The sequence below is a fragment of the Amaricoccus sp. W119 genome, from assembly GCF_047275745.1.
GTDB lineage: Bacteria > Pseudomonadota > Alphaproteobacteria > Rhodobacterales > Rhodobacteraceae > Amaricoccus.
In genome coordinates, this window is record NZ_JBKQWU010000018.1 from 17,771 (window position 1) to 38,330 (window position 20,560).

18 protein-coding genes and 1 riboswitch are annotated in these 20,560 nt (G+C 66.7%); all 18 genes read right to left on the bottom strand.

The window, feature by feature from the left end:
• Positions 1-60 precede the first annotated feature (60 nt).
• Positions 61-1,596 carry an NADH-quinone oxidoreductase subunit M gene (locus tag ACLJK8_RS11470; protein ID WP_413150400.1) on the bottom strand — a complete coding sequence of 512 codons (1,536 nt, stop codon included), beginning with the start codon at positions 1,594-1,596 and terminating at the stop codon, positions 61-63.
• 1 nt (position 1,597) lies between these two features.
• The gene (nuoL, locus tag ACLJK8_RS11475) at positions 1,598-3,823 is read right to left on the bottom strand and encodes an NADH-quinone oxidoreductase subunit L (protein WP_413150401.1); all 2,226 of its coding nucleotides are present in this window, start codon (positions 3,821-3,823) and stop codon (positions 1,598-1,600) included.
• Positions 3,824-3,827: 4 nt separating this feature from the next.
• A complete protein-coding gene (nuoK, locus tag ACLJK8_RS11480) occupies positions 3,828-4,133 on the bottom strand; it encodes an NADH-quinone oxidoreductase subunit NuoK (RefSeq protein ID WP_413150402.1) in 306 nt (101 codons plus the stop codon).
• An 81-nt stretch (positions 4,134-4,214) separates the two neighbouring features.
• The gene (locus tag ACLJK8_RS11485; RefSeq protein ID WP_413150403.1) at positions 4,215-4,829 is read right to left on the bottom strand and encodes an NADH-quinone oxidoreductase subunit J; all 615 of its coding nucleotides are present in this window, start codon (positions 4,827-4,829) and stop codon (positions 4,215-4,217) included.
• Positions 4,830-4,839: 10 nt separating this feature from the next.
• On the bottom strand, positions 4,840-5,331 hold the full coding sequence (gene nuoI / locus ACLJK8_RS11490) for an NADH-quinone oxidoreductase subunit NuoI (RefSeq protein WP_413150404.1): 492 nt from the start codon (positions 5,329-5,331) through the stop codon (positions 4,840-4,842).
• 3 nt (positions 5,332-5,334) lie between these two features.
• Complete coding sequence (gene nuoH / locus ACLJK8_RS11495; protein ID WP_413150405.1) at positions 5,335-6,372, bottom strand: NADH-quinone oxidoreductase subunit NuoH; 1,038 nt, start codon at positions 6,370-6,372, stop codon at positions 5,335-5,337.
• A gap of 3 nt (positions 6,373-6,375) precedes the next feature.
• Positions 6,376-8,394 carry an NADH-quinone oxidoreductase subunit NuoG gene (gene nuoG, locus ACLJK8_RS11500; protein ID WP_413150406.1) on the bottom strand — a complete coding sequence of 673 codons (2,019 nt, stop codon included), beginning with the start codon at positions 8,392-8,394 and terminating at the stop codon, positions 6,376-6,378.
• 240 nt (positions 8,395-8,634) lie between these two features.
• Positions 8,635-9,120, bottom strand: coding sequence for a DUF3291 domain-containing protein (locus ACLJK8_RS11505; protein WP_413150407.1), 486 nt, complete (start codon positions 9,118-9,120; stop codon positions 8,635-8,637).
• A gap of 3 nt (positions 9,121-9,123) precedes the next feature.
• Positions 9,124-10,419: an NADH-quinone oxidoreductase subunit NuoF gene (nuoF, locus tag ACLJK8_RS11510; RefSeq protein WP_413150408.1), complete on the bottom strand. Its 1,296-nt coding sequence runs from the start codon at positions 10,417-10,419 to the stop codon at positions 9,124-9,126.
• A 95-nt stretch (positions 10,420-10,514) separates the two neighbouring features.
• Positions 10,515-11,708: a hypothetical protein gene (locus ACLJK8_RS11515; RefSeq protein ID WP_413150409.1), complete on the bottom strand. Its 1,194-nt coding sequence runs from the start codon at positions 11,706-11,708 to the stop codon at positions 10,515-10,517.
• 13 nt (positions 11,709-11,721) lie between these two features.
• A complete protein-coding gene (nuoE, locus tag ACLJK8_RS11520; RefSeq protein ID WP_413150410.1) occupies positions 11,722-12,699 on the bottom strand; it encodes an NADH-quinone oxidoreductase subunit NuoE in 978 nt (325 codons plus the stop codon).
• Complete coding sequence (locus ACLJK8_RS11525) at positions 12,699-13,913, bottom strand: NADH-quinone oxidoreductase subunit D (RefSeq protein WP_413150411.1); 1,215 nt, start codon at positions 13,911-13,913, stop codon at positions 12,699-12,701. The genes nuoE and ACLJK8_RS11525 overlap by 1 nt, the downstream gene beginning before the upstream one ends.
• A gap of 90 nt (positions 13,914-14,003) precedes the next feature.
• Positions 14,004-14,612, bottom strand: coding sequence for an NADH-quinone oxidoreductase subunit C (locus tag ACLJK8_RS11530; protein WP_413150412.1), 609 nt, complete (start codon positions 14,610-14,612; stop codon positions 14,004-14,006).
• 19 nt (positions 14,613-14,631) lie between these two features.
• Complete coding sequence (locus ACLJK8_RS11535) at positions 14,632-15,171, bottom strand: NuoB/complex I 20 kDa subunit family protein (RefSeq protein ID WP_413150413.1); 540 nt, start codon at positions 15,169-15,171, stop codon at positions 14,632-14,634.
• Positions 15,168-15,533 (bottom strand): NADH-quinone oxidoreductase subunit A, encoded by a 366-nt coding sequence (locus ACLJK8_RS11540; RefSeq protein WP_413150414.1) that lies wholly within the window; start codon positions 15,531-15,533, stop codon positions 15,168-15,170. The genes ACLJK8_RS11535 and ACLJK8_RS11540 overlap by 4 nt, the downstream gene beginning before the upstream one ends.
• Before the next feature lie 405 nt (positions 15,534-15,938).
• Positions 15,939-18,779 carry an aminomethyl-transferring glycine dehydrogenase gene (gene gcvP, locus ACLJK8_RS11545; protein ID WP_413150415.1) on the bottom strand — a complete coding sequence of 947 codons (2,841 nt, stop codon included), beginning with the start codon at positions 18,777-18,779 and terminating at the stop codon, positions 15,939-15,941.
• A 9-nt stretch (positions 18,780-18,788) separates the two neighbouring features.
• Entirely contained in the window at positions 18,789-19,148 is a 360-nt protein-coding gene (gcvH, locus tag ACLJK8_RS11550; protein ID WP_413150451.1) for a glycine cleavage system protein GcvH, read from the bottom strand.
• Positions 19,149-19,172: 24 nt separating this feature from the next.
• Positions 19,173-20,357: a glycine cleavage system aminomethyltransferase GcvT gene (gene gcvT / locus ACLJK8_RS11555; RefSeq protein ID WP_413150416.1), complete on the bottom strand. Its 1,185-nt coding sequence runs from the start codon at positions 20,355-20,357 to the stop codon at positions 19,173-19,175.
• Positions 20,358-20,447: 90 nt separating this feature from the next.
• Positions 20,448-20,536: riboswitch (glycine riboswitch) on the bottom strand.
• Between the last annotated feature and the right edge of the window lie 24 nt (positions 20,537-20,560).

Genomic DNA, 20,560 nt, shown 5'->3' on the forward strand with positions numbered 1-20,560 from the left:
CCCTCGAAGGTATGCGGGCGTAGGTCAGTACGGCGGTCGGTTCCGCGGTCAACGCCGCGGTCAGTTCTGGGCGAGGCTGGGCTGGCTCGCCGCCAGCGCCGCCTCGGTATGCGCCACGAGCGCGTCGACCGAGGGGCCGATCACGTCGAGCACGAGCGCGGGATAGACGCCAAGCGCGATGGTCGCGACGACCAGCGGCACGAAGAGCAGCTTCTCGCGCGAGCTCATGTCCTTGATCGTCTTCAGGCTCTCCTTGATCAGATCGCCGAACACCACCCGGCGGTAGAGCCAGAGCGCATAGGCGGCCGACAGGATCACACCGAAGGCGGCGAAGAAGGCGACCCAGCTGTTCACCCGGAATACGCCGGCCATGGTCAGGAACTCGCCGACAAAACCGCTCGTCCCCGGAAGGCCGACATTGCCCATCGTGAAGAGCATGAAGAGCAGCGCGAAGACCGGCATGCGGATCACGAGCCCGCCATAGGCCGCGATCTCGCGGGTGTGCATCCGGTCATAGATCACGCCGACGAGAAGGAAGAGCGCGCCCGAGATGAAGCCGTGCGAGAGCATCTGGAAGATCGCGCCGTCGAGCCCCTGACGATTCAGCGCGAAGATCCCCATGGTCACGAAGCCCATATGCGCGACCGAGGAATACGCGATCAGCTTCTTCATGTCCTCCTGCATCAGCGCGACCAGGCTCGTGTAGACGATCGCGATGACCGAGAGTGTGAAGACGAAGTTCTGCATGATGTCGGAGGCGACCGGGAACATCGGCAGGCTGAAGCGCAGGAAACCGTAGCCGCCCATCTTCAGGAGGATCGCCGCCAGCACGACGGAGCCCGCCGTGGGCGCCTGCACATGCGCGTCCGGAAGCCAGGTATGAACGGGCCACATCGGCATCTTGACCGCGAAGGAGGCGAAGAAGGCCAGCCACATCAGCGTCTGCGCCCCGCCGATCACGGTGAAGCCCAGGACCCGCATCGGCTCCGCGCTGAAGGAATGCGTGAGCAGCGTCGGGATGTCGGTCGTCCCCGCCTGGGCGTACATCGCGATCATGGCGACCAGCATCAGCACCGAGCCGAGCAGCGTGTAGAGGAAGAACTTGAACGCCGCGTAGATCCGGTCCTTGCCGCCCCAGATGCCGATGATGAGGAACATCGGAATGAGGCCGGCCTCGAAAAAGACATAGAAGAGCACGAGATCGAGAGCGCAGAAGACGCCGATCATCAGCGTCTCGAGCACGAGGAAGGCGATCATGTATTCCTTGATCCGGTCCTTCACCGCCCAGCAGGACAGGATGACGATCGGCATCAGCACGGTCGTGAGCAGCACGAACAGGACCGAGATCCCGTCCACGCCCATCTTGTAGGTGAGCCCGCCGAGCCAGGTGCGTTCCTCGACGAACTGGAAGCCGGTATCCGCCGGATCGAAACCGAAGAGGATGAAGAGCGAGAGCAGGAAGGTCGCGGTCGTGGTGAAGAGCGCGAGCAGCTTCGCATTCTTGCGCGCGGCGGCGTCGTCGCCCTTCAGGAAGATGAGCAGGACGACCGCGCCGATCAGCGGCAGGAAGGTGACGAGGGAGAGGAGGCTGTTCATCTTAACCCACGCTCGTGATGCTGATCCAGGCGAGGAGCGCGACGAGGCCGATCACCATGGCGAAAGCGTAGTGGAAGAGGTAGCCGGACTGCGCCCGGCCGGCGAGCCGCGTCATGAAGGGCACGAAGCCCATCGCGACGCCGTTGATGGTGCCGTCGATCGTGTCGCCGTCGCCCTTCTTCCAGAGGAAGCGCCCGAGCCACATCGCGGGGCGCACGAAGAGGAAGTCGTAGATCTCGTCGAAATACCACTTGTTGAGCAGGAAGTTGTAGAGCGGCCGCTGCTGCTCGGCGAGGCGCTTCGGCAGCGAGGGGTTCACGATGTAGAAGAGATAGGCGACACCGAGCCCGATCAGCATCGCGATGAACGGCGACATCTTCACCAGCGCGGGCGAATGGTGCGCGTCGTCCATCACGGTATTGTCGGGCGCCATGTAGATCGCGCCGATCGGACCCGCGTGATCCGCCGCCCCGCCTTCGGGGGCGTGGCCTTCCTCGGTCGCGGGCGCGTGCGCCTCGGCGCTCTCGCTCGCCACGGGGGCCGTTCCTTCCGCCGGAGCATGCGCCTCGGCGTTTTCGCTGGCGGCCGGGGCCGCCGCCTCGGGCGCCTGCGCTTCCGCGCTCTCGCTCGGCGCCGGGGCGGCGTGGTCGCCCTCGGCCGCGGCCTCGCCTCCCGCCTCGGCGGCCGCGTGGCTCGGTATCCCGAAGAAGCTCAGCACGCGCTCATGATCGCCGAAGAAGGGCTTGTACCAGACCATGCCGGCGAAGATCGCCCCGACGGCCAGTACCATCAGCGGAACCGTCATCGTCCGCGGGCTCTCATGCGCGTGGTCATGCGCGTGATGGTCGCCCCTCGGTTCCCCGAAGAAGGTCATGAATATGAGCCGCCAGGAGTAGAACGAGGTGAACATCGCCGCGATGACCAGGAGCCAGAAGGCATAGGCCGAGGCCCCTGTACCACCCGCCCAGGCGCTCTCGATGATCGCGTCCTTGGAGAGGAAACCGGCGAAGCCGATCGCGGTCAGCGGGATGCCGACGCCGGTGATCGCGAGCGTGCCGATCATCATCGCCCAGAAGGTGATCGGCACCTTCTTCCTGAGGCCGCCGTAGTTCCGCATGTCCTGCTCGTGATGCATCGCGTGGATGACCGAGCCGGCGCCGAGGAAGAGCATGGCCTTGAAGAAGGCATGGGTGAAGAGGTGGAACATCGCGGCGGAATAGACGCCGACGCCCGCGGCCACGAACATGTAGCCGAGCTGCGAACAGGTCGAATAGGCGATCACGCGCTTGATGTCGTTCTGCACCAGACCCACGGTCGCGGCGAAGAAGGCCGTCGAGGCGCCGACATAGACGATGAACGTCTTGGCCTGCGGCGCGTATTCGATGAGCGGCGACATGCGGCAGACGAGGAAGACACCCGCCGTCACCATGGTCGCGGCGTGGATGAGCGCGGAGACCGGCGTCGGGCCTTCCATCGCATCCGGCAGCCAGGTGTGCAGGAAAAGCTGCGCGGATTTGCCCATCGCGCCGATGAAGAGCATCACCGCGATCACTTCCGACGCCGTCCAGTCGCGCCAGAGGAAATGCAGGCTCGACTGCGCCAGGCTCGGCGCGGCGGCGAAGATGTCGTCGAAGGCGATCGAGTCGACCGCGACATAGGTGAGGAAGATCCCCATCAGGAAGCCGAAGTCGCCGACGCGGTTGACGACGAAGGCCTTGATCGCGGCGGCGTTCGCGCTCGACTTGCGGTAGTAGAAGCCGATCAGGAGGTAGGAAGCGACGCCGACGCCCTCCCAGCCGAAGAAGAGCTGGAGCAGGTTGTCCGCCGTCACGAGCATGAGCATCGCGAAGGTGAAGAACGACAGATAGGCGAAGAACCGGGGCTTGTAGCTCTCGCCCTCCTTCCAGTTCTCGTCATGCGCCATGTAGCCGAGGCTGTAGAGATGGACGAGCGAGGACACCGTCGTCACCACGATCAGCATGATCGCCGTCAGCCGGTCGAGCCGGATGCCCCAGTCGCCCGCGAGCGTGCCGGATTCGATCCAGCGGAAGATCGGCACGTGCCGGGTCTCGCCGTCGAAGGTCAGGAAGACGATCCAGGCGAAGAAGGCGGCGACGAAGAGCAGGCCGGTCGAGATATAGGTCGCGTTCTTCTCGCCGAACCACTTGTGGCCGAAACCACAGAGCAAGGCACCGAGCAGCGGCGCGAAGAGGGTGATCGTGGTCATGCTCTCAGCCCTTCATCACGTTGACGTCGTCCACGGCGATCGTGCCGCGGTTGCGGAAGAAGCAGACCAGGATCGCGAGCCCGATCGCGGCCTCCGCCGCCGCGACCGTGAGCACGAAGAGCGTGAAGACCTGTCCCACGAGATCGCCGAGATGCGCCGAGAAGGAGACGAGATTGATGTTGACCGCGAGCAGGATGAGCTCGATCGACATCAGGATCACGATGACGTTCTTCCGGTTCAGGAAGATGCCGAAGATTCCCGTCACGAACAGCACCGCCGCGACCGTCAGATAATGTCCGAGACCGATCATCGTCTCACCCCCTGAGCCAACCGTTCGCGACGAGAACCGCCGCCGCTATTCCGACCGTCACCGCGATCCATGACCCGGCGTTCATGCCCCCTGCCCCGGCTTGATATCCAGGAGTTCGACCGCCGCCTTCGGATCGCGATACATCTGCTCGACGACGCTCTGGCGCTTCACATAGACCCGCTTGCGCAGGGTGAGGACGATGGCGCCCACCATCGCGACGAGGAGCACGAGGCCCGCGAGCTGGAACAGGAGAACGTAGCGCGTGTAGAGCAGATCGCCGAGCGCGGCGGTGTTGTGCACCTGATCGGGCGGCGGCGTCACCGCCTGGCGCAGGCTCAGCGCCTCGTCCGAAAGCTCCCAGGCCCCGAAGGCGAAACCGAGCTGCACGAGCAGCACGAGCCCGATCAGGAGCCCGATCGGCAGGTAGCGCGCCACCCCGGCGCGGAGCGCGGCGAAATCGACGTCGAGCATCATCACGACGAAGAGGAACAGCACCGCGACCGCGCCGACATAGACGATCAGCATCAGCATCGCGACGAATTCCGCGCCGAGCAGCACGAAGAGCCCGGCGGCCGAGAAGAAGGCGAGGATCAGCCACAGCACCGAATGCACCGGGTTGCGCGCCGAGATGACCAGCACGCCCGAGACGACCGCGACGATGGCGAAGAGGTAGAAGGCGAAGACCGCGAAACCCATGCTCAGCTCCTCACCGGTAAGGTGCGTCGAGTTCGAGATTGCGCGCGATCTCCGGCTCCCAGCGGTCGCCATTCGAAAGGAGCTTTTCCTTGTTGTAGAACAGCTCCTCGCGCGTCTCGGTCGAGAACTCGAAATTCGGACCCTCGACGATGGCATCGACCGGGCAGGCTTCCTGGCAGAAGCCGCAGTAGATACACTTCGTCATGTCGATGTCGTAGCGCGTCGTGCGGCGCGAGCCGTCGTCGCGCGGCTCGGCGTCGATGGTGATCGCCTGCGCCGGGCAGATCGCCTCGCAGAGCTTGCAGGCGATGCACCGCTCCTCGCCGTTGGCGTAGCGGCGAAGCGCGTGCTCGCCCCGGAAGCGCGGGCTGAGCGGCCCCTTCTCATGCGGATAGTTGAGCGTCGCCTTCGGCTTGAAGAAGTACTTCATGCCCAGTCGGAAACCCTCGAAGAAGTCACCGAGAAGGAAGTAGCGCGCGGCGCGATCGAACGGGATTCCCATCGTTCAGCCCCCAATCATCCAGCGCTGGTAGGCGCCCCAGAACCATCCGTAATGCGCGAAGAGTCCGACCAGCACGACCCAGCCGAGGCTGAGGGGCAGGAAGACCTTCCAGCCGATCCGCATCAGCTGGTCGTAGCGGTAGCGGGGCACGATCGCCTTCACCATCGCGAACATGAAGAAGAAGAACAGCATCTTCAGGAACAGCCACAGCGCCCCGTCCGGCAGGAACGGCACCGGCGACAGCCATCCGCCGAAGAACAGGATCGAGATGAGCGCGCACATGAAGAAGACGCTCATCAGCTCGCCGATCATGAAGAGCAGGAACGGCGTCGAGGAATACTCGACCTGATAGCCCGCGACGAGCTCCGATTCAGCTTCCGGCAGGTCGAAGGGCGGACGGTTCGTCTCCGCGAGCGAGGAGATGAAGAACAGCGCCACCATCGGCAGATGCGGCAGCCAGTACCAGCTCAGGAGCCCGAAGTTGCCGTCCTGCGCCATCACGATGCGGCTGAGGTTGAGAGAGCCCGTCGAGATCAGCACGCCGATGATGATGAGGCCGAGCGAGACCTCATAGGAGATCATCTGCGCCGCCGACCTGAGTGCGCCCATGAAGGGATATTTCGAGTTCGAGGCCCAGCCGCCGATGATAATGGCATAGACGTGCAGCGATGAGATCGCGAAGATGAACAGGATGCCGACATTCATGTCGGAGATCACCCAGCCCGGCGCCCAGGGGATCACCGCCCAGACGATCACCGGCAGCACGAAGCTCACCATCGGCGCGAGGAAGAACAGGATCTTGTCGGCGCCGGCCGGAACCACCACTTCCTTGACGATGTACTTCAGGAAGTCGGCGAAGCTCTGGAGCAGCCCCCAGGGTCCGACGACGTTCGGCCCCCGGCGGATCTGCACCGCGGCCCAGATCTTGCGGTCGGCGTACATGAGGAACGCAAGACAGACGAGGATGAACACCGTCACCAGAAGGCACTGCCCGAGGATCAGGAGAAACAGGCCGAAGCCGCTCGAGAAAAAGCCTTCCATGCCCTACTCCGCCGCCAGGGGACGCGCCCCGTCGCTGGCCAGTTTGGCGAGCTCGGCCATGACCTGGCTCGCCCGCGCGATCGGATTGGTCAGATAGTGAACGCGCGTCTGACCCGCGAAATCGGTCCCGTCCATATCGCCCCTCGCGAGGGGCGTCCATGCGTTTTCCGGCACCTGATCGATGGCCGCGAGATGCGGCGCGGCCTCGAACATGCGCGCGCGGAGCTCTGGCAGCGAATTGAACGGCAGCGTCGCCTCGAGATGCGCGGAAAGCGCGCGGATGATCGCCCAGTTCTCCCGCGCCTCTCCCGGCGGGAAGCCGGCGCGGTTCGCCATCTGCGGCCGGCCCTCGGTATTGACGAAGATGCCGGGCTCCTCGGTATAGGCGGCTCCGGGCAGGATCACATCGGCCCGGTGCGCGCCCCGGTCGCCGTGGCTGCCCTGGTAGATCACGAAGGGACCGTCCGGGATCTCGATCTCGTCGGCGCCGAGGTTGTAGACCACCTCCGCGCCGTCGAGCGCCGCTTCGACGCCGCCCTCGGTCACGAAGCCGAGGTCGAGCGCGCCGACCCGCGCCGCCGCGTCATGCAGGACGAGGAACTTCGCCCCGGATTTCTCGGCGAGCGCCATGGCCGCCGCCAGAACCGCGGCTCCATCGGCCCGGTTCAGCACCGGCTGGCCGATGATGACCACGCCCGGCCCGGCGCCTTCCTCGGGCGGGTTCGCGGCATCGACGAGCTTGGAGAGCTCGGCCGGACCGGCGCCGAGATAGGAATACGGGAAGCTGAGGTCCACCGCCTCGCCGATCATCGTGACCCGCGCGCCCCGGAGCCAGGCCTTGCGGATTCGCGCGTTCAGGACCGGCGCCTCGGCTCGCGGGTTGGCGCCGACGAGATGCACGAAGCTCGCGGTGTCGATATCCTCGATCCGCGCGGTGCCGACATAGGCGGAGCGGTTGTCGGCGGGAAGCGCGGCGCCGGAGGTCCGGCATTCGACCTTGCCGCCGAGTTCGCCGATCAGCGTCTTCAGGGCGAAGATCGCCTCGGTCGGCGCCAGATCGCCGGCGAGCGCCGCGACCTGCTTGCCCTTCATCGCGGTGGCGACGGCGGCGAAGGCCTCGGCCCAGGGCACGGGCGTGAGCCGCCCGTCCTTGCGCACGTAGGGCCGGTCGAGCCGCTGGCGGCGCAAGCCGTCCCAGATGAAGCGGGACCGGTCGGCGAGCCATTCCTCGTTCACGCCGTCATGGTTGCGCGGCATGATCCGCATCACCTCGCGGCCCTTCACATCGACGCGGATGTTGGAGCCGAGCGCGTCCATCACATCGATCGACTCGGTCTTCTTCAGCTCCCACGGCCGGGCAGTGAAGGCATAGGGTTTGGAGGTCAGCGCGCCGACCGGGCAGAGGTCGATGACATTGCCCTGAAGCTCGGAGGTCAGCATCTGGCCGAGATAGTTGGTGATCTCGCTGTCCTCGCCGCGGCCGACCTGCCCCATCTCCGGAACGCCCGCCACCTCGGTGATGAACCGGACGCAGCGGGTGCAGGAGATGCAGCGCGTCATCGAGGTCTTGACCAGCGGCCCGAGGTTCAGGTCGAGCGCCGCGCGTTTCGGCTCGCGGTAGCGCGAGAAATCGACGCCATAGGCCATCGCCTGGTCCTGCAGGTCGCATTCCCCGCCCTGGTCGCAGATCGGGCAGTCGAGCGGGTGGTTGATGAGCAGGAACTCCATCACCCCTTCGCGCGCCTTCTTCACCATCGGCGAGGTGGTCTTGATCACCGGCGGCTGGCCCTCGGGCCCCGGGCGCAGGTCCCTGACCTGCATCGCGCAGGAGGCGGCGGGTTTCGGCGGGCCGCCGACCACTTCGACGAGGCACATGCGGCAGTTGCCGGCGATCGAGAGCCGCTCGTGATAGCAGAACCGCGGGATCTCGACGCCGGCGAATTCGCAGGCCTGCAGAAGCGTCATGGCCGGCGGAACCTCCACCTCCATGTCGTCGATGATGACTTTGCGCAGGTCGCTCATTTGCTCCTCCTAGCCCGCCGGTTTCCCGGCCGGCCCTCTCGCCCGTCCGAAGACGCCCGCTCACGTGCCGCCGACGGTTCCCTCGTCCCGAGCTCGCCGCGACGCTGCCAGACCGCGGCGAGGCAATCGCCCGCCAGCCGTCCCAGTTCGGCGAGGTCGTCAGGAATTGATCCCGTCATCCGATCCGTCTCCCCATCCCGTCCCGGCCTCCGCGCGTCGCCCGCGGAACGCCGGTCCCGCCTATTCCGCCGCCAGCCCGGCGCAGTTCCGGACCCGCCAGAGCCGCGCCTCTCTCAGATGCGACCAGCCGAAGGCGTGATCACTGTTCCCGTTGGCCTCGAGATGCGCGAGCCGCCCTAGCGCCTCGTCGAGGCTCGGGCGATGCCCCTCGGGCACCCACCACATCACGAAATGCTGCTCCCCGAGCACTTCGAACCACTCGGCGCGGCGTTCGTAGAATTGCCGGTGCACCGTGTTCCAGACGAAATGTTCGAGGCTTTCGACGTTTTCCCAGACCGTCAGATTCGAGACGAACCTGGGATCGCCATCGATCTTGATGTCGGTATTGCCGGTGCCGGGCTCGCCTGAGCCCTCCATCATCCAGACGAAACCCGGCATCCGCTTGCCGAGCCCGTTCACCCGGTCGAGCGCGCCCATGAACTCGGCGACACGGGGATCATCCGTGTCAGCGACGAGTCTGCCGATATTGAGCTGCGCCAGATGCATCATCTATTCCGCCGCCACCGCGCTGACGCGGCCCGTGCGTTTCGCCTTGATCCGGTCCTCGATCTCGTTCCGGAAATGCCGGATCAGCCCCTGGATCGGCCAGGCGGCCGCGTCGCCGAGGGCGCAGATCGTGTGGCCCTCGACCTGCTTCGTCACCGAGAGCAGCATGTCGATTTCCTCGACCTCGGCGTCGCCGGTCACGAGCCGCTCCATGACCCGCATCATCCAGCCCGTGCCCTCGCGGCAGGGCGTGCACTGGCCGCAGCTCTCGTGCTTGAAGAACTTGGAGAGGCGCCAGATCGCCTTCACGACGTCGGTGTCCTTGTCCATCACGATCATGCAGGCGGTGCCGAGCGAGGATTTGAGCTCGCGCATGCCGTCGAAATCCATGATCGCCTCGCCGCAGAGCTCCGCCGGAAGTACCGGGCAGGAGGCACCGCCGGGGATGATCGCCTTGAGATTGTCCCAGCCACCGCGAACACCGCCGCCGTGCCTGTCGATCAGTTCCCGTATCGAGATGCCCATGGCTTCCTCGACGACGCAGGGGCGGTTCACATGCCCCGACATCGCGAAGAGCTTGGTCCCGACGTTGTTCGGACGGCCGATCCCGGCGAACCACCCCGCGCCCCGGCGCAGGATCGTCGGCGCGACCGCGATCGATTCGACGTTGTTGACCGTGGTCGGGCAGCCATAGAGGCCGGTATTGGCCGGGAACGGCGGCTTCAGCCGCGGCATCCCCTTGCGCCCTTCGAGACTTTCGAGCAGCGCGGTCTCCTCGCCGCAGATATAGGCGCCCGCGCCGTGGTGCAGGTAGACGTCGAAATCCCATCCGGACCCGCAGGCGTTCGAGCCGAGGAGACCGGCGTCATAGGCCTCGTCGATCGCGATCTGCAGCGCCTCGCGCTCGCGGATATACTCGCCCCGGAGGTAGATATAGGCGGTGTGCGCCCCCATCGCGAAACCGGCGACCAGGCAGCCCTCGATCAGCGTATGCGGATCGTGGCGCATGATCTCCCGGTCCTTGCAGGTCGCGGGTTCGGATTCGTCGGCGTTGACGACGAGGTAATGCGGACGGCCGTCGCTGCCCTTGGGCATGAAGGACCATTTGAGGCCGGTCGGGAAGCCGGCGCCGCCCCGACCGCGCAGGCCGCTCGCCTTCATCTCCTCGATGATCTTGTCGCGGCCGCGCCCGATGATCTCGGCGGTATTGTCCCAGAGGCCCCGCTTGCGCGCGCCCGCGAGCGAGCGGTCGTACATGCCATAGATGTTCGTGAAGATCCGGTCCGTGTCCGCCAGCATGCCTCAGCCCTCATATCCGAGGGCGTCCCCGCGCGGGGCGCCCCGTCCAATTCTCGTACCCCGGGGAGCTCTCCCCCGGGGTCCGGCCCCGGCCGTCAGTGCAGCCCGCCCTGTCCCGAGCGCTTCGGCGCGCCGGCCTCGCCACCCGCGGCCAGAAGCTTCGCCTGGGCGATCCAGTCGTCCCGCGTCGCCCGGCCCGCGAAGCCGCCGAGGCTCTCGTCCACCGACCGCAACTCGTCCGGCCCCCAGGCCGCGATCTGGTCGTAATGGAAATAGCCAAGCTCGTTCAGCGTGCCTTCGAGCTTCGGCCCGACGCCCTTGATCTTCTTCAGGTCATCCGCCGCGCCCTTCGGCGCGGTGAGCGCGGTCGGTCGGTCGGCGTCGGCCGATGCCGCGCCCGAAGACTTCGGCTCACTTGCCCGCGCCCCCGTCTCGGCGGACTTGCCCGTTTCCACAACCTTGCCCGTCTCCGCGGCCTTGGTCGACGGCTCCTCCGACTTCGCCGCCTCCTCCGACTTCACCGCCGGCCCGACCTCCACATTCTCGGTCCCCGCGCTCTCGACTTTCGCCTCCGGAGTTTTCGCAGGCGGGGCTTTCGCGTCCTCGGCCTTCGCCATCTCCGGTCCCGGCGTCTCGGTCCCTGTCGCCCTGGCCTTCGGAGCCTCAGCCTCGGCCTTCGGGGCCTCCGCCTCGGATTCGGGCTTCGCCGGCCTGGTCGTCGCCTCCGCCTTGGCGGCGGCTTTCGACTCCCCGGCCTTCGACTCCACGGCTTTCGACTCCCCCGGCGCCCGGAACGACGCCTCGCGCTTCATCGTCTCCGGTTCCATCGCCTCGGCGAGCGGAGCCGGTTCGGCGATTTCCGCGCGCCCCGTCGGCGGGCTCGCCGTCATGCCCTTGAGCGTCTCGTTCATCGTCTCGAGCGTTTCGCGCGCCGCGCGCATCAGCGGCTCCGTGACCTGCGCCACATCCGCCATGACCTCGGTCGGCGTCGGCACGACATCCCGGCTGCGCGGGATCACCTCGGCCTCGACCGCCTCGGCCCGCTTCGCTCCCGCCTGTTTCGGCGCGGCCTGCTTCCTGGCGGCATGCGTCTCCGGCCCGCCCTTGACATCGGGTGTCCAGCCGGTCGGACCGAACGAGCCCGTCATCATCATCCGCGCCGGGCCGCCCATGCGTTGCATCGCCTGCATCATGCGCAGCGTCATCTGCCCGGCGTACATCGCCGGGGCCATGCTCGTGGCGATCCAGAACGCCGGCCCCGGAAAACCGCGGAAGTCCTTGTCAGCCATGCCTTGACCTCCCTTATTCTTGTTCGCCCGCGCCGCCGGTTCCTTCGGAGACCAGCACGCGAGCCTGTTCAACCCATCTGTCGCGAATGACGCGGCCGTGGAAGCCCTCGAGATTCTCGTCCACCCAGGCGATTTCAGCGTCCGTCCAGGCGGCGATCTGGTCGAAGTGGTAGAATCCCAGCCTGTGCAACAATTCCTCGAGCTGCGGGCCGATGCCCTTGATGATCTTCAGATCATCCGCAGCGCCCGCCCTCGGCGCCTCCAGCCGCTCCGGGGCGACCGGCTCGGGCGTGGCGAAGGAGGCGCGGTCGGCGACCGGCTCCCCGGTGATCCGCGCGATCGTGTCGCCAAGCTGCGTGGCCAGTGCGACCGACGCATTGGCACTCTCGACGCGCTCTCCCTCGGTCAGGGTCGTCGGCCCGTCGAGCGGTTCCGAGGAAAACCGGCCGATCCGCGAGCCCGGCCGCGGCACGGCGCCGGCCGAGAATTCGTCGAGCAGGGCCTCGAAGCTCTCCGCCGTCAGATCCTCGTAGTAATCCTTGCCGATCTGCGCCATCGGCGCGTTCGCGCAGGCGCCGAGGCATTCGACCTCTTCCCAGGAGAACCGGCCGTCGCCCGAGAGCTGATGCGGGTTGGGCGAGATCCGGCGCTTGCAGACCTCGATCAGATCCTCCGAGCCGCAGATCATGCAGGAAGTCGTGCCGCAGATCTGGAAATGCGTCACATTTCCAACCGGTTGCAGCTGGAACATGAAGTAGAATGTCGCGACTTCCAGCACACGGATATCGGCCATGCCGAGCATGTTCGCGATATATTCGATCGCGGGCCGCGTGACCCAGCCTTCCTGTTCCTGCGCCCGCCAGAGCAGCGGGATCACCGCGCTGGCCTGCCGGCCTTCGGGATATTTCGCGATCCAGGCCTTCGCCCAATCCAGATTGGCGGGCGTGAACTCGAAGCTCGAGGGCTGCTCGGGATAGAGACGGCGCAGCATCAGCGGTCAACCTCGCCAAACACGATATCAAGGGAGCCGAGCGCGGCGGCGACGTCGGCGACCATATGGCCGCGGCAGATGTGGTCCATCGCCTGCAGATGCGCGAAACCGGGCGCGCGCAGCTTGACCTTCCACGGCTTGTTGGTGCCATCGGCGACCAGATAGACGCCGAACTCGCCCTTGGGCGCCTCGACGGCGGCGTAGACCTCGCCGGCGGGCACATGGAAGCCCTCGGTATAGAGCTTGAAGTGATGGATCAGCGCCTCCATCGAGGACTTCATCACCTCGCGCCGCGGCGGCGAAATCTTGCCCCGGCTCATCACATCCTCGCCCTCGCATTCGCGGAGCTTGTCCACGGCCTGGAGGATGATCTTGGTGCTCTCGTACATCTCGGCCATGCGGCAGAGGTAGCGATCGTAGCAGTCGCCGTTCTTGCCGATCGGGATCTTGAAGTCGAACTCGTCGTAGCACTCGTAGGGCTGCGCGCGCCTGAGGTCCCAGGTGAGGCCGGAGCCCCGGACCATCACGCCGGAGAAGCCGAGCGACTGGCATTCCTCCTGGCTCACCACGGCGATATCGACGTTGCGCTGCTTGAAGATCCGGTTCTCGGTCAGGAGCCCGTGGATGTCGTCGAGCACGGCGGGGAATGCCTTCGCCCAGGTCTCGATGTCGTCGACGAGATCGCGCGGCAGATCCTGATGCACGCCGCCGGGCCGGAAATAGGCCGCGTGGAGACGCGCGCCGCAGGCCCGCTCGTAGAAGACCATCAGCTTCTCGCGTTCCTCGAAGCCCCAGAGCGGCGGGGTCAGCGCGCCCACGTCCATCGCCTGCGTCGTGACGTTCAGGAGGTGGTTCAGAATCCGGCCGATCTCGCAGAAGAGCACGCGGACCAGCTGGCCCCGGCGCGGCACCTCGGTGCCGGTCAGCCGCTCGATGGCGAGACACCAGGCATGCTCCTGGTTCATCGGCGCCACATAGTCGAGCCGGTCGAGATAGGGCAGGTTCTGGAGATAGGTCCGGCTCTCCATCAGCTTCTCGGTGCCCCGGTGCAGGAGGCCGATATGCGGATCGCAGCGTTCCACGATCTCGCCGTCGAGCTCCAGCACCAGACGCAGCACGCCGTGCGCCGCCGGGTGCTGGGGGCCGAAGTTGATGTTGAAGTTCCGGATCTTCTGTTCGCCGACCATGTCGACAACGTCGTATTTCGTGTCCATGCCGCTATGCTCCCGCCGCGCCTTCGCCGGGCCGCCGACCGAGGGTCGGAGCGGCGCCGACGGTGACTCGAATGCTCACCTCCACCGGGCTCATGCCTTCTTCTCGTCGCCGGGCAGGATATAGTCCGCCCCCTCCCAGGGGCTCATGAAATCGAACTGCCGGTATTCCTGCGTGAGCTTCACCGGCTCGTAGACCACCCGCTTCTGCTCCTCGCTGTAGCGTACCTCGACATAGCCGGTTGTCGGGAAGTCCTTGCGGAGCGGATAGCCGGAGAAACCGTAGTCGGTGAGAATCCGCCTCAGGTCGGGGTGACCGGAGAAGAGGATGCCGTACATGTCGAAGACCTCGCGCTCGAACCAGTTGGCGCAGGGAAACTCGGGTATGATCGAGGGCGCGATGTCATCCTCGCCGACGCGCGCCTTGACCCGGATGCGCTGGTTCAGGTGCATCGACAGGAAGTGATACACGAGGTCGAACCGTTTCTCGCGCGCGGGCCAGTCCACGGCGGTGATGTCGACCAGCGTCGTGAAGCGGCAGTTCGCGTCGGTGCGGAGGTAGTTCACCACCGCCACGATCTCCGAGAGCGGCACCACGAGCGTGAGCTCGCCCACCTCGCTGATCACCTCGACGATCGACGCGGCCTGGCGGCCGGTGGTGATGGTTTCACTGAGTTCGTCGAGCGCGGTTTCGGTTTCCATGTCGTGTTCCCGTCGCGCCTCAGCGCACAATCGTTCCCGTGCGGCGAATCTTCCGCTGGAGTTGCAGGATTCCGTAGAGCAGCGCCTCGGCCGTCGGCGGGCAGCCGGGGACGTAGACATCGACCGGCACCACGCGGTCGCAGCCCCGCACCACCGAATAGCTGTAGTGGTAGTACCCGCCGCCGTTGGCGCAGGAGCCCATCGAGATCACGTAGCGCGGCTCGGGCATCTGGTCGTAGACCTTGCGGAGCGCGGGGGCCATCTTGTTGGTGAGCGTGCCGGCGACGATCATCAGGTCGGACTGCCGCGGGCTCGCGCGCGGCGCGGTGCCGAAGCGTTCGAGGTCGTAGCGCGGCATCGAGGTCTGCATCATCTCGACGGCGCAGCAGGCGAGGCCGAAGGTCATCCAGTGCAGCGAGCCGGTACGCGCCCAGTTGATCGCGGCGGAGGTGGAGGTGACGAGGAACCCCTTGTCCGCCAGCTCGTCCGACAGCATCCGCGCGGCGACTTCCTTGTCCGGGCCGGCCTGGGTCGCCAGCGCGGGGCTCGTCTCAGTCATTCCCATTCGAGCGCCCCCTTCTTCCATTCATAGGCGAAGCCGATGGTCAGCACCGCGAGGAACACCATCATCGACCAGAAGCCGAGGTCGCCCAGATTCTGGAAGCTCACCGCCCATGGGAACAGGAAAGCCACCTCCAGATCGAAGATGATGAACAGGATCGACACGAGATAGAAGCGGACATCGAACTTCATGCGCGCGTCGTCGAAGGCGTTGAACCCGCATTCATAGGCCGAGATCTTCTCGGGGTCGGGATTGCTCACCGCCACGATGACGGCGGCGATCAGCAGAACCAATCCGAGAGCGATCGCGAGGCCGAGGAAAATCAGGATCGGGAGATACTCGCGCAAGAGATCTTCCATGCGTGCCTCCATCTGGTGCTGGGCCTGAGCCAGAACCGGCTCGCGACCTGATCCCGAGGATTATCCGCCGCGCCGCACAACGTCAACATGACCCGGGACGGCGACGGCGCGAATCCATTCATGATTCCGCGGCCAGAATAGCCCAAAAACCCAAGTAAATCTGTCAGATTAATGCCCGGGACTGGTCGTCTTCCGAGCAGGGGCGGGGCCCGGTCAGGACACGCGGCGGAACGCGCCCACCACGCACCGAAGGCCGCGCGAACCGGCACCGGCGGAACTCATGCCAAGCGAGGCGGACCGCCGGAATCCGGCCGGTCTCACAGGGGATTGGCAAGCGGTACGGACGGGCTCGCGCGGCCGGGGCGACGGTTCCGGGCGGGTCGGGTGACCCGCCCGGAATGGCCTCTACTCGGCGGCTTCGGAATAGCTCTCGACCGGCGGACAGGAACAGATCAGGTTCCGGTCGCCGTGCACGTTGTCGACGCGATTGACCGGCGGCCAGTACTTGTCGACGCGGAAGGCGCCCGGGGGGAAACAGGCCTGCTCCCGGCTGTAGGGACGCTCCCATTCGCCCACCAGATCCTCGACCGTGTGAGGCGCGCGGGCGAGCGGATTGTCCTTCCGGTCCATCGCCCCGTCCTCGATCGCCTGGACCTCGGCCCGGATGCCGAGCATCGCCGCGATGAACCGGTCGAGCTCGGTCTTGGGCTCGCTCTCCGTGGGCTCGATCATCAGCGTGCCCGCGACCGGCCAGCTCATCGTCGGCGCGTGGAAGCCGCAGTCGATCAGCCGTTTCGCGACATCGTCCACGCTCACCCCGGCGATTTCCTTCAGGGGCCGGGTATCGACGATGCATTCATGCGCCACCCGGCCATCGCGGGAGTAGAGGATCGGATAGGCTCCGGAGAGCCGCGTCGCGATGTAGTTCGCGTTCAGGATCGCGATCTTCGTCGCCTGCGTCAGGCCCTCCCCGCCCATCATCAGGCAATAGGCCCAGGAGATCACCAGAAGCGAGGGCGAGCCGTATTCGCAGGCCGAGACCGCGCCCGCCCCGTCCGGCGCGCCGGGCAGATAGGGCGCGAGATGCGCCTTGACCCCGATCGGCCCCATGCCGGGACCGCCGCCGCCATGCGGGATGCAGAAGGTCTTGTGCAGGTTCAGGTGACTCACGTCCGAGCCGATGTCGCCCGGCCGGGCGAGCCCGACCATCGCGTTCATGTTGGCGCCGTCGAGATAGACCTGACCGCCCTGCGCGTGGGTGATCTCGCAGACCTCGCGCACCGTCTCCTCGAAGACGCCATGGGTCGAGGGATAGGTGATCATGCAGGCGGCGAGATTGGCCGCGTGCTTCTCCGCCTTGGCGCGGAAATCGGCGAGGTCGATATCGCCGTTCGCCGCCGAGGCGACCACGACGACCTTCATTCCCGCCATCTGCGCGCTCGCCGGATTGGTGCCGTGCGCAGAGGTCGGGATCAGGCAGATGTCGCGATGCCCCTCGCCCCGGGCGCGGTGGTAGGCCCGGATGGTGAGCAGCCCCGCGTATTCGCCCTGCGCGCCCGAGTTCGGCTGCATCGACATCGCATCGTAGCCGGTGATGGCGCAGAGCTTGGCGCCGAGATCGGTGATCATCTCCGAATAGCCGAGCGTCTGGCTCTCGGGCGCGAAGGGATGGATATCGGCGAATTCGGGCCAGGAGAGCGGCATCATCTCGGCGGTCGCATTGAGCTTCATCGTGCAGGAGCCGAGCGGGATCATCGCCCGGTCGAGCGCGAGGTCACGGTCGGCGAGGCGGCGCATGTAGCGCGTCATCTCCGCCTCGGCCCGGTTCAGATGGAAGATCGGATGCGTCAGGTAGTCGCTTGTCCGGAGCAGGTTTTCCGGAAGCCGATATTCATGCGCCAAGCTCCCGTCGGCGATATCGCCGCCGAAGGCGCGCCAGACCGCCTCGGTATGCTCCGGCCGCGTGCGCTCGTCGAGCGCGATGCCGATCTTCGTGGTTCCGACCCGGCGCAGGTTGATCCCCTCGGCGACCGCGGCCCTGAGCACCAGTTCGCGACTTGGTCCGACCTCGACCGTCACCGTGTCGAAGAAGGTATCCTGATCGATCCGGAAGCCGAGACTCTCGAGCCCCTTCACCAGCCGGACCGTCTTGCGGTGGACCCGCTGGGCGATCGCCTTCAGCCCGTCCGGCCCGTGGAAGACCGCGTACATCGAGGCCATGACCGCGAGCAGCGCCTGCGCGGTGCAGATGTTCGAGGTCGCCTTCTCGCGGCGGATATGCTGTTCGCGCGTCTGCAGGCTCAGCCGGTAGGCACGGTTGCCGCGGGCGTCGATCGAGACGCCGACGAGGCGCCCCGGCATCATCCGCTTCAAGGCATCCGTCACCGCCATATAGGCGGCATGGGGCCCGCCGAAGCCGAGCGGCACGCCAAAGCGCTGGGTCGAGCCGATCGCGATATCGGCCCCCATCTCGCCCGGCGGCCGCAGCAGCGTCAGCGCGAGCGGATCGGCCGCGACGCAGGCGAGCGCCGAGGCGGCGTGAAGCGCCGCGATCGGCTCGGCGAAGTCGTGGAAGTCGCCGTGAGTGCCGGGATACTGGAAGATCGCGCCGAAGACCTTCGACGGGTCGAGATCGCTGAACGGATCGCCGACGATCACCTCCCAGCCGAGCGGCTCGGCCCGGGTCCGGATCACGGCGATGGTCTGGGGATGGCACGCATGATCGACGAAGAAGGCCGTCGCCTTCGACTTCGACCCGCGCTCGCAGAGCGCCATCGCCTCCGCGGCCGCCGTCGCCTCGTCGAGAAGCGAGGCATTGGCGACGTCGAGCCCGGTCAGGTCGCAGACCATGGTCTGGTAGTTGAGGAGCGCCTCCAGCCGGCCCTGGCTGATCTCCGGCTGGTACGGCGTATAGGCCGTGTACCAGGCCGGATTCTCCAGGATGTTCCGCTGGATGACGGGCGGCGTTACCGTTCCGTGATAGCCCTGCCCGATCAGGCTCGTCAGCACCTGATTGCGGCCCGCGACATCGCGCAGCCGCCGGAGCACCCCCTGTTCGCTGAGCGGCTTGCCCCATTGGAGCGGTTTTCGCTGACGGATGCTCCCCGGCACCGTCTGGTCGATCAGCGCCTCGACGCTCGGCACCCCGATCGTCGCGAGCATCTCGGCGATCTCCGCCGGGCTGGGCCCGATGTGCCGGCGGTTGGCGAAATCGTACGGGTGGTAGTCTGACTCACGAAACGGCATGACGCCCCCTCAGGCGATGTATTCTTGGTAGGCTTCCTCGTCCATCAGCGAGTCGAGATCGCCCGCGTCGGCGAGGGTCATCTTGAAGAACCAGCCGTTCTCCATCGGATCGTCGTTGACGAGCGCCGGATTGGCCACGATCGCGGTGTTCACCTCGGTGATCACGCCGTCGAGCGGCGCGGAAATGTCGCTCGCCGCCTTCACGCTCTCGATCGTCACCACTTCGTCGCCCTTGATGACGCTGGCGCCCTCCTCGGGAAGCTCGATGAAGACGAGATCGCCCAGCTGCTCGGTGGCGTGCTGGGTGATCCCGACGGTCACCTCCTCGCCGTCCTGGCGCAGCCACTCGTGCTCCTCGGTGAATTTCAGCATGCGTGTCTCCATCTGGGGGGCTCAGCCCCGTTTGTAACCCGGCGTGACGAAAGGAAGCGCGGAAACCGCGACCGGCAAGCGTTTCCCGCGCAGGATCGCCGCCAGCTCGGTTCCGGGCTCGGCGAGGCGGGTCGGCACGTAGCCCATCGCGACGGGCGCGTTCAGGCTCGGGCCGAAGCCGCCGGAGGTGATCCGGCCCACGACCTCCTCGCCCTCGGTGATCTCCACGCTCTCGCGCATCGGCGCCCGGCCCTCCGGCCGCAGCCCGACGCGGCGCCGCGCGGCGCCGGTGGCGAATTCGCCGAGCACTCGCTCCGCGCCGGGGAAACCGCCCGCCCGCGCGCCGCCCGTGCGGCGTGCCGGCTGGATCGCCCATTCGAGCGCGGCCTCGACCGGCGTGGTCTCCCGGTCGATGTCGTGGCCATAGAGGCAGAGCCCCGCCTCGAGCCGCAGCGAGTCACGCGCGCCAAGCCCGATCGGCAGCACGCCCTCCTGGGCGAGCAGCGCCTCGGCGAGCGCGACGGCCGCGCCGGTGGGCACGGAGATCTCGAACCCGTCCTCGCCGGTGTAACCCGAGCGGGAGACGATGGTCTCCGTACCGGCGAGCGCCCCCGTCAGCGTGACCCCGCGGACGTCCATGAAGCGCATCGCCGCGACCTCGGGCGCCAGCGCGGCCAGCGCGGCCTCCGCCGTCGGCCCCTGCAGGGCCAGGAGCGCGCGGTCGAGCGGCTCGATCTCGCAGCTCTCGCCCAGACCCGCCTCCATGAGCGCCGCGTCCGCCGCCTTGCAGGCCGCGTTGACGACGACGAAGAGGTGGTCGCCGCAGTTGGCGAACATGAGATCGTCCTCGATCCCGCCCGCGTCGTTGGTGAAGAGACCGTAGCGCTGGCGGCCCGGCTTGAGCCCGAGCGCGTCGACCGGCACCAGCGCCTCGAAGGCCCGGGCGGCATCGGCGAGATCGCCCGATTTCGGACGCAGGGCGAACTGGCCCATGTGACTCACGTCGAAAAGCCCCGCCGCCTCGCGTGTATGGAGGTGCTCCTTCAGGATTCCCGCCGGGAACTGCACCGGCATCTCGTAGCCGGCGAAAGGCACCATCCGACCGCCGAGCGACACGTTGAGCTCATGCAGCGGCGTGCGCGCCGCGGTTTCGGATTCCGTCTCGGGTCGGGTCCCGGATTCGTTCAAGGTCTGTTCGCCGGACATCGCGTCTCCTCAAGGTCGAGCGCGCAGGTCCAGCGCGCCCATGTCCCGGGGGCCTGCCCCGGCGGGCGCGATCGCGCCTCTCTCCAGAGTTTGGTGCCGGCGGTACCCTTTGCCTGAGAGTTTCCGGGGCGGTTGCTCCTTCGGCACGGCCTCGACCGCTTCTCCCGGTCCGGCGAATACGACCTTAGTGTCGGGGCGATGAG

Bases quoted from the DNA above. Each gene is read 5' to 3' on its own strand.
- nuoI (WP_413150404.1), bottom strand. From the start codon at position 5,331: ATGGGAATCCCGTTCGATCGCGCCGCGCGCTACTTCCTTCTCGGTGAC.
- nuoL (WP_413150401.1), bottom strand. From the start codon at position 3,823: ATGACCACGATCACCCTCTTCGCGCCGCTGCTCGGTGCCTTGCTCTGT.
- gcvT (WP_413150416.1), bottom strand. From the start codon at position 20,357: ATGTCCGGCGAACAGACCTTGAACGAATCCGGGACCCGACCCGAGACG.
- ACLJK8_RS11505 (WP_413150407.1), bottom strand. From the start codon at position 9,120: ATGCATCTGGCGCAGCTCAATATCGGCAGACTCGTCGCTGACACGGAT.
- nuoG (WP_413150406.1), bottom strand. From the start codon at position 8,394: ATGAGCGACCTGCGCAAAGTCATCATCGACGACATGGAGGTGGAGGTT.
- ACLJK8_RS11530 (WP_413150412.1), bottom strand. From the start codon at position 14,612: ATGGAAACCGAAACCGCGCTCGACGAACTCAGTGAAACCATCACCACC.
- nuoF (WP_413150408.1), bottom strand. From the start codon at position 10,419: ATGCTGGCGGACACGGACCGGATCTTCACGAACATCTATGGCATGTAC.
- ACLJK8_RS11535 (WP_413150413.1), bottom strand. From the start codon at position 15,171: ATGACTGAGACGAGCCCCGCGCTGGCGACCCAGGCCGGCCCGGACAAG.
- nuoK (WP_413150402.1), bottom strand. From the start codon at position 4,133: ATGATCGGTCTCGGACATTATCTGACGGTCGCGGCGGTGCTGTTCGTG.
- gcvP (WP_413150415.1), bottom strand. From the start codon at position 18,779: ATGCCGTTTCGTGAGTCAGACTACCACCCGTACGATTTCGCCAACCGC.
- nuoH (WP_413150405.1), bottom strand. From the start codon at position 6,372: ATGGAAGGCTTTTTCTCGAGCGGCTTCGGCCTGTTTCTCCTGATCCTC.
- ACLJK8_RS11515 (WP_413150409.1), bottom strand. From the start codon at position 11,708: ATGGCTGACAAGGACTTCCGCGGTTTTCCGGGGCCGGCGTTCTGGATC.
- ACLJK8_RS11485 (WP_413150403.1), bottom strand. From the start codon at position 4,829: ATGGGTTTCGCGGTCTTCGCCTTCTACCTCTTCGCCATCGTCGCGGTC.
- ACLJK8_RS11470 (WP_413150400.1), bottom strand. From the start codon at position 1,596: ATGAACAGCCTCCTCTCCCTCGTCACCTTCCTGCCGCTGATCGGCGCG.
- nuoE (WP_413150410.1), bottom strand. From the start codon at position 12,699: ATGCTGCGCCGTCTCTATCCCGAGCAGCCCTCGAGCTTCGAGTTCACG.
- ACLJK8_RS11525 (WP_413150411.1), bottom strand. From the start codon at position 13,913: ATGGACACGAAATACGACGTTGTCGACATGGTCGGCGAACAGAAGATC.
- ACLJK8_RS11540 (WP_413150414.1), bottom strand. From the start codon at position 15,533: ATGGAAGATCTCTTGCGCGAGTATCTCCCGATCCTGATTTTCCTCGGC.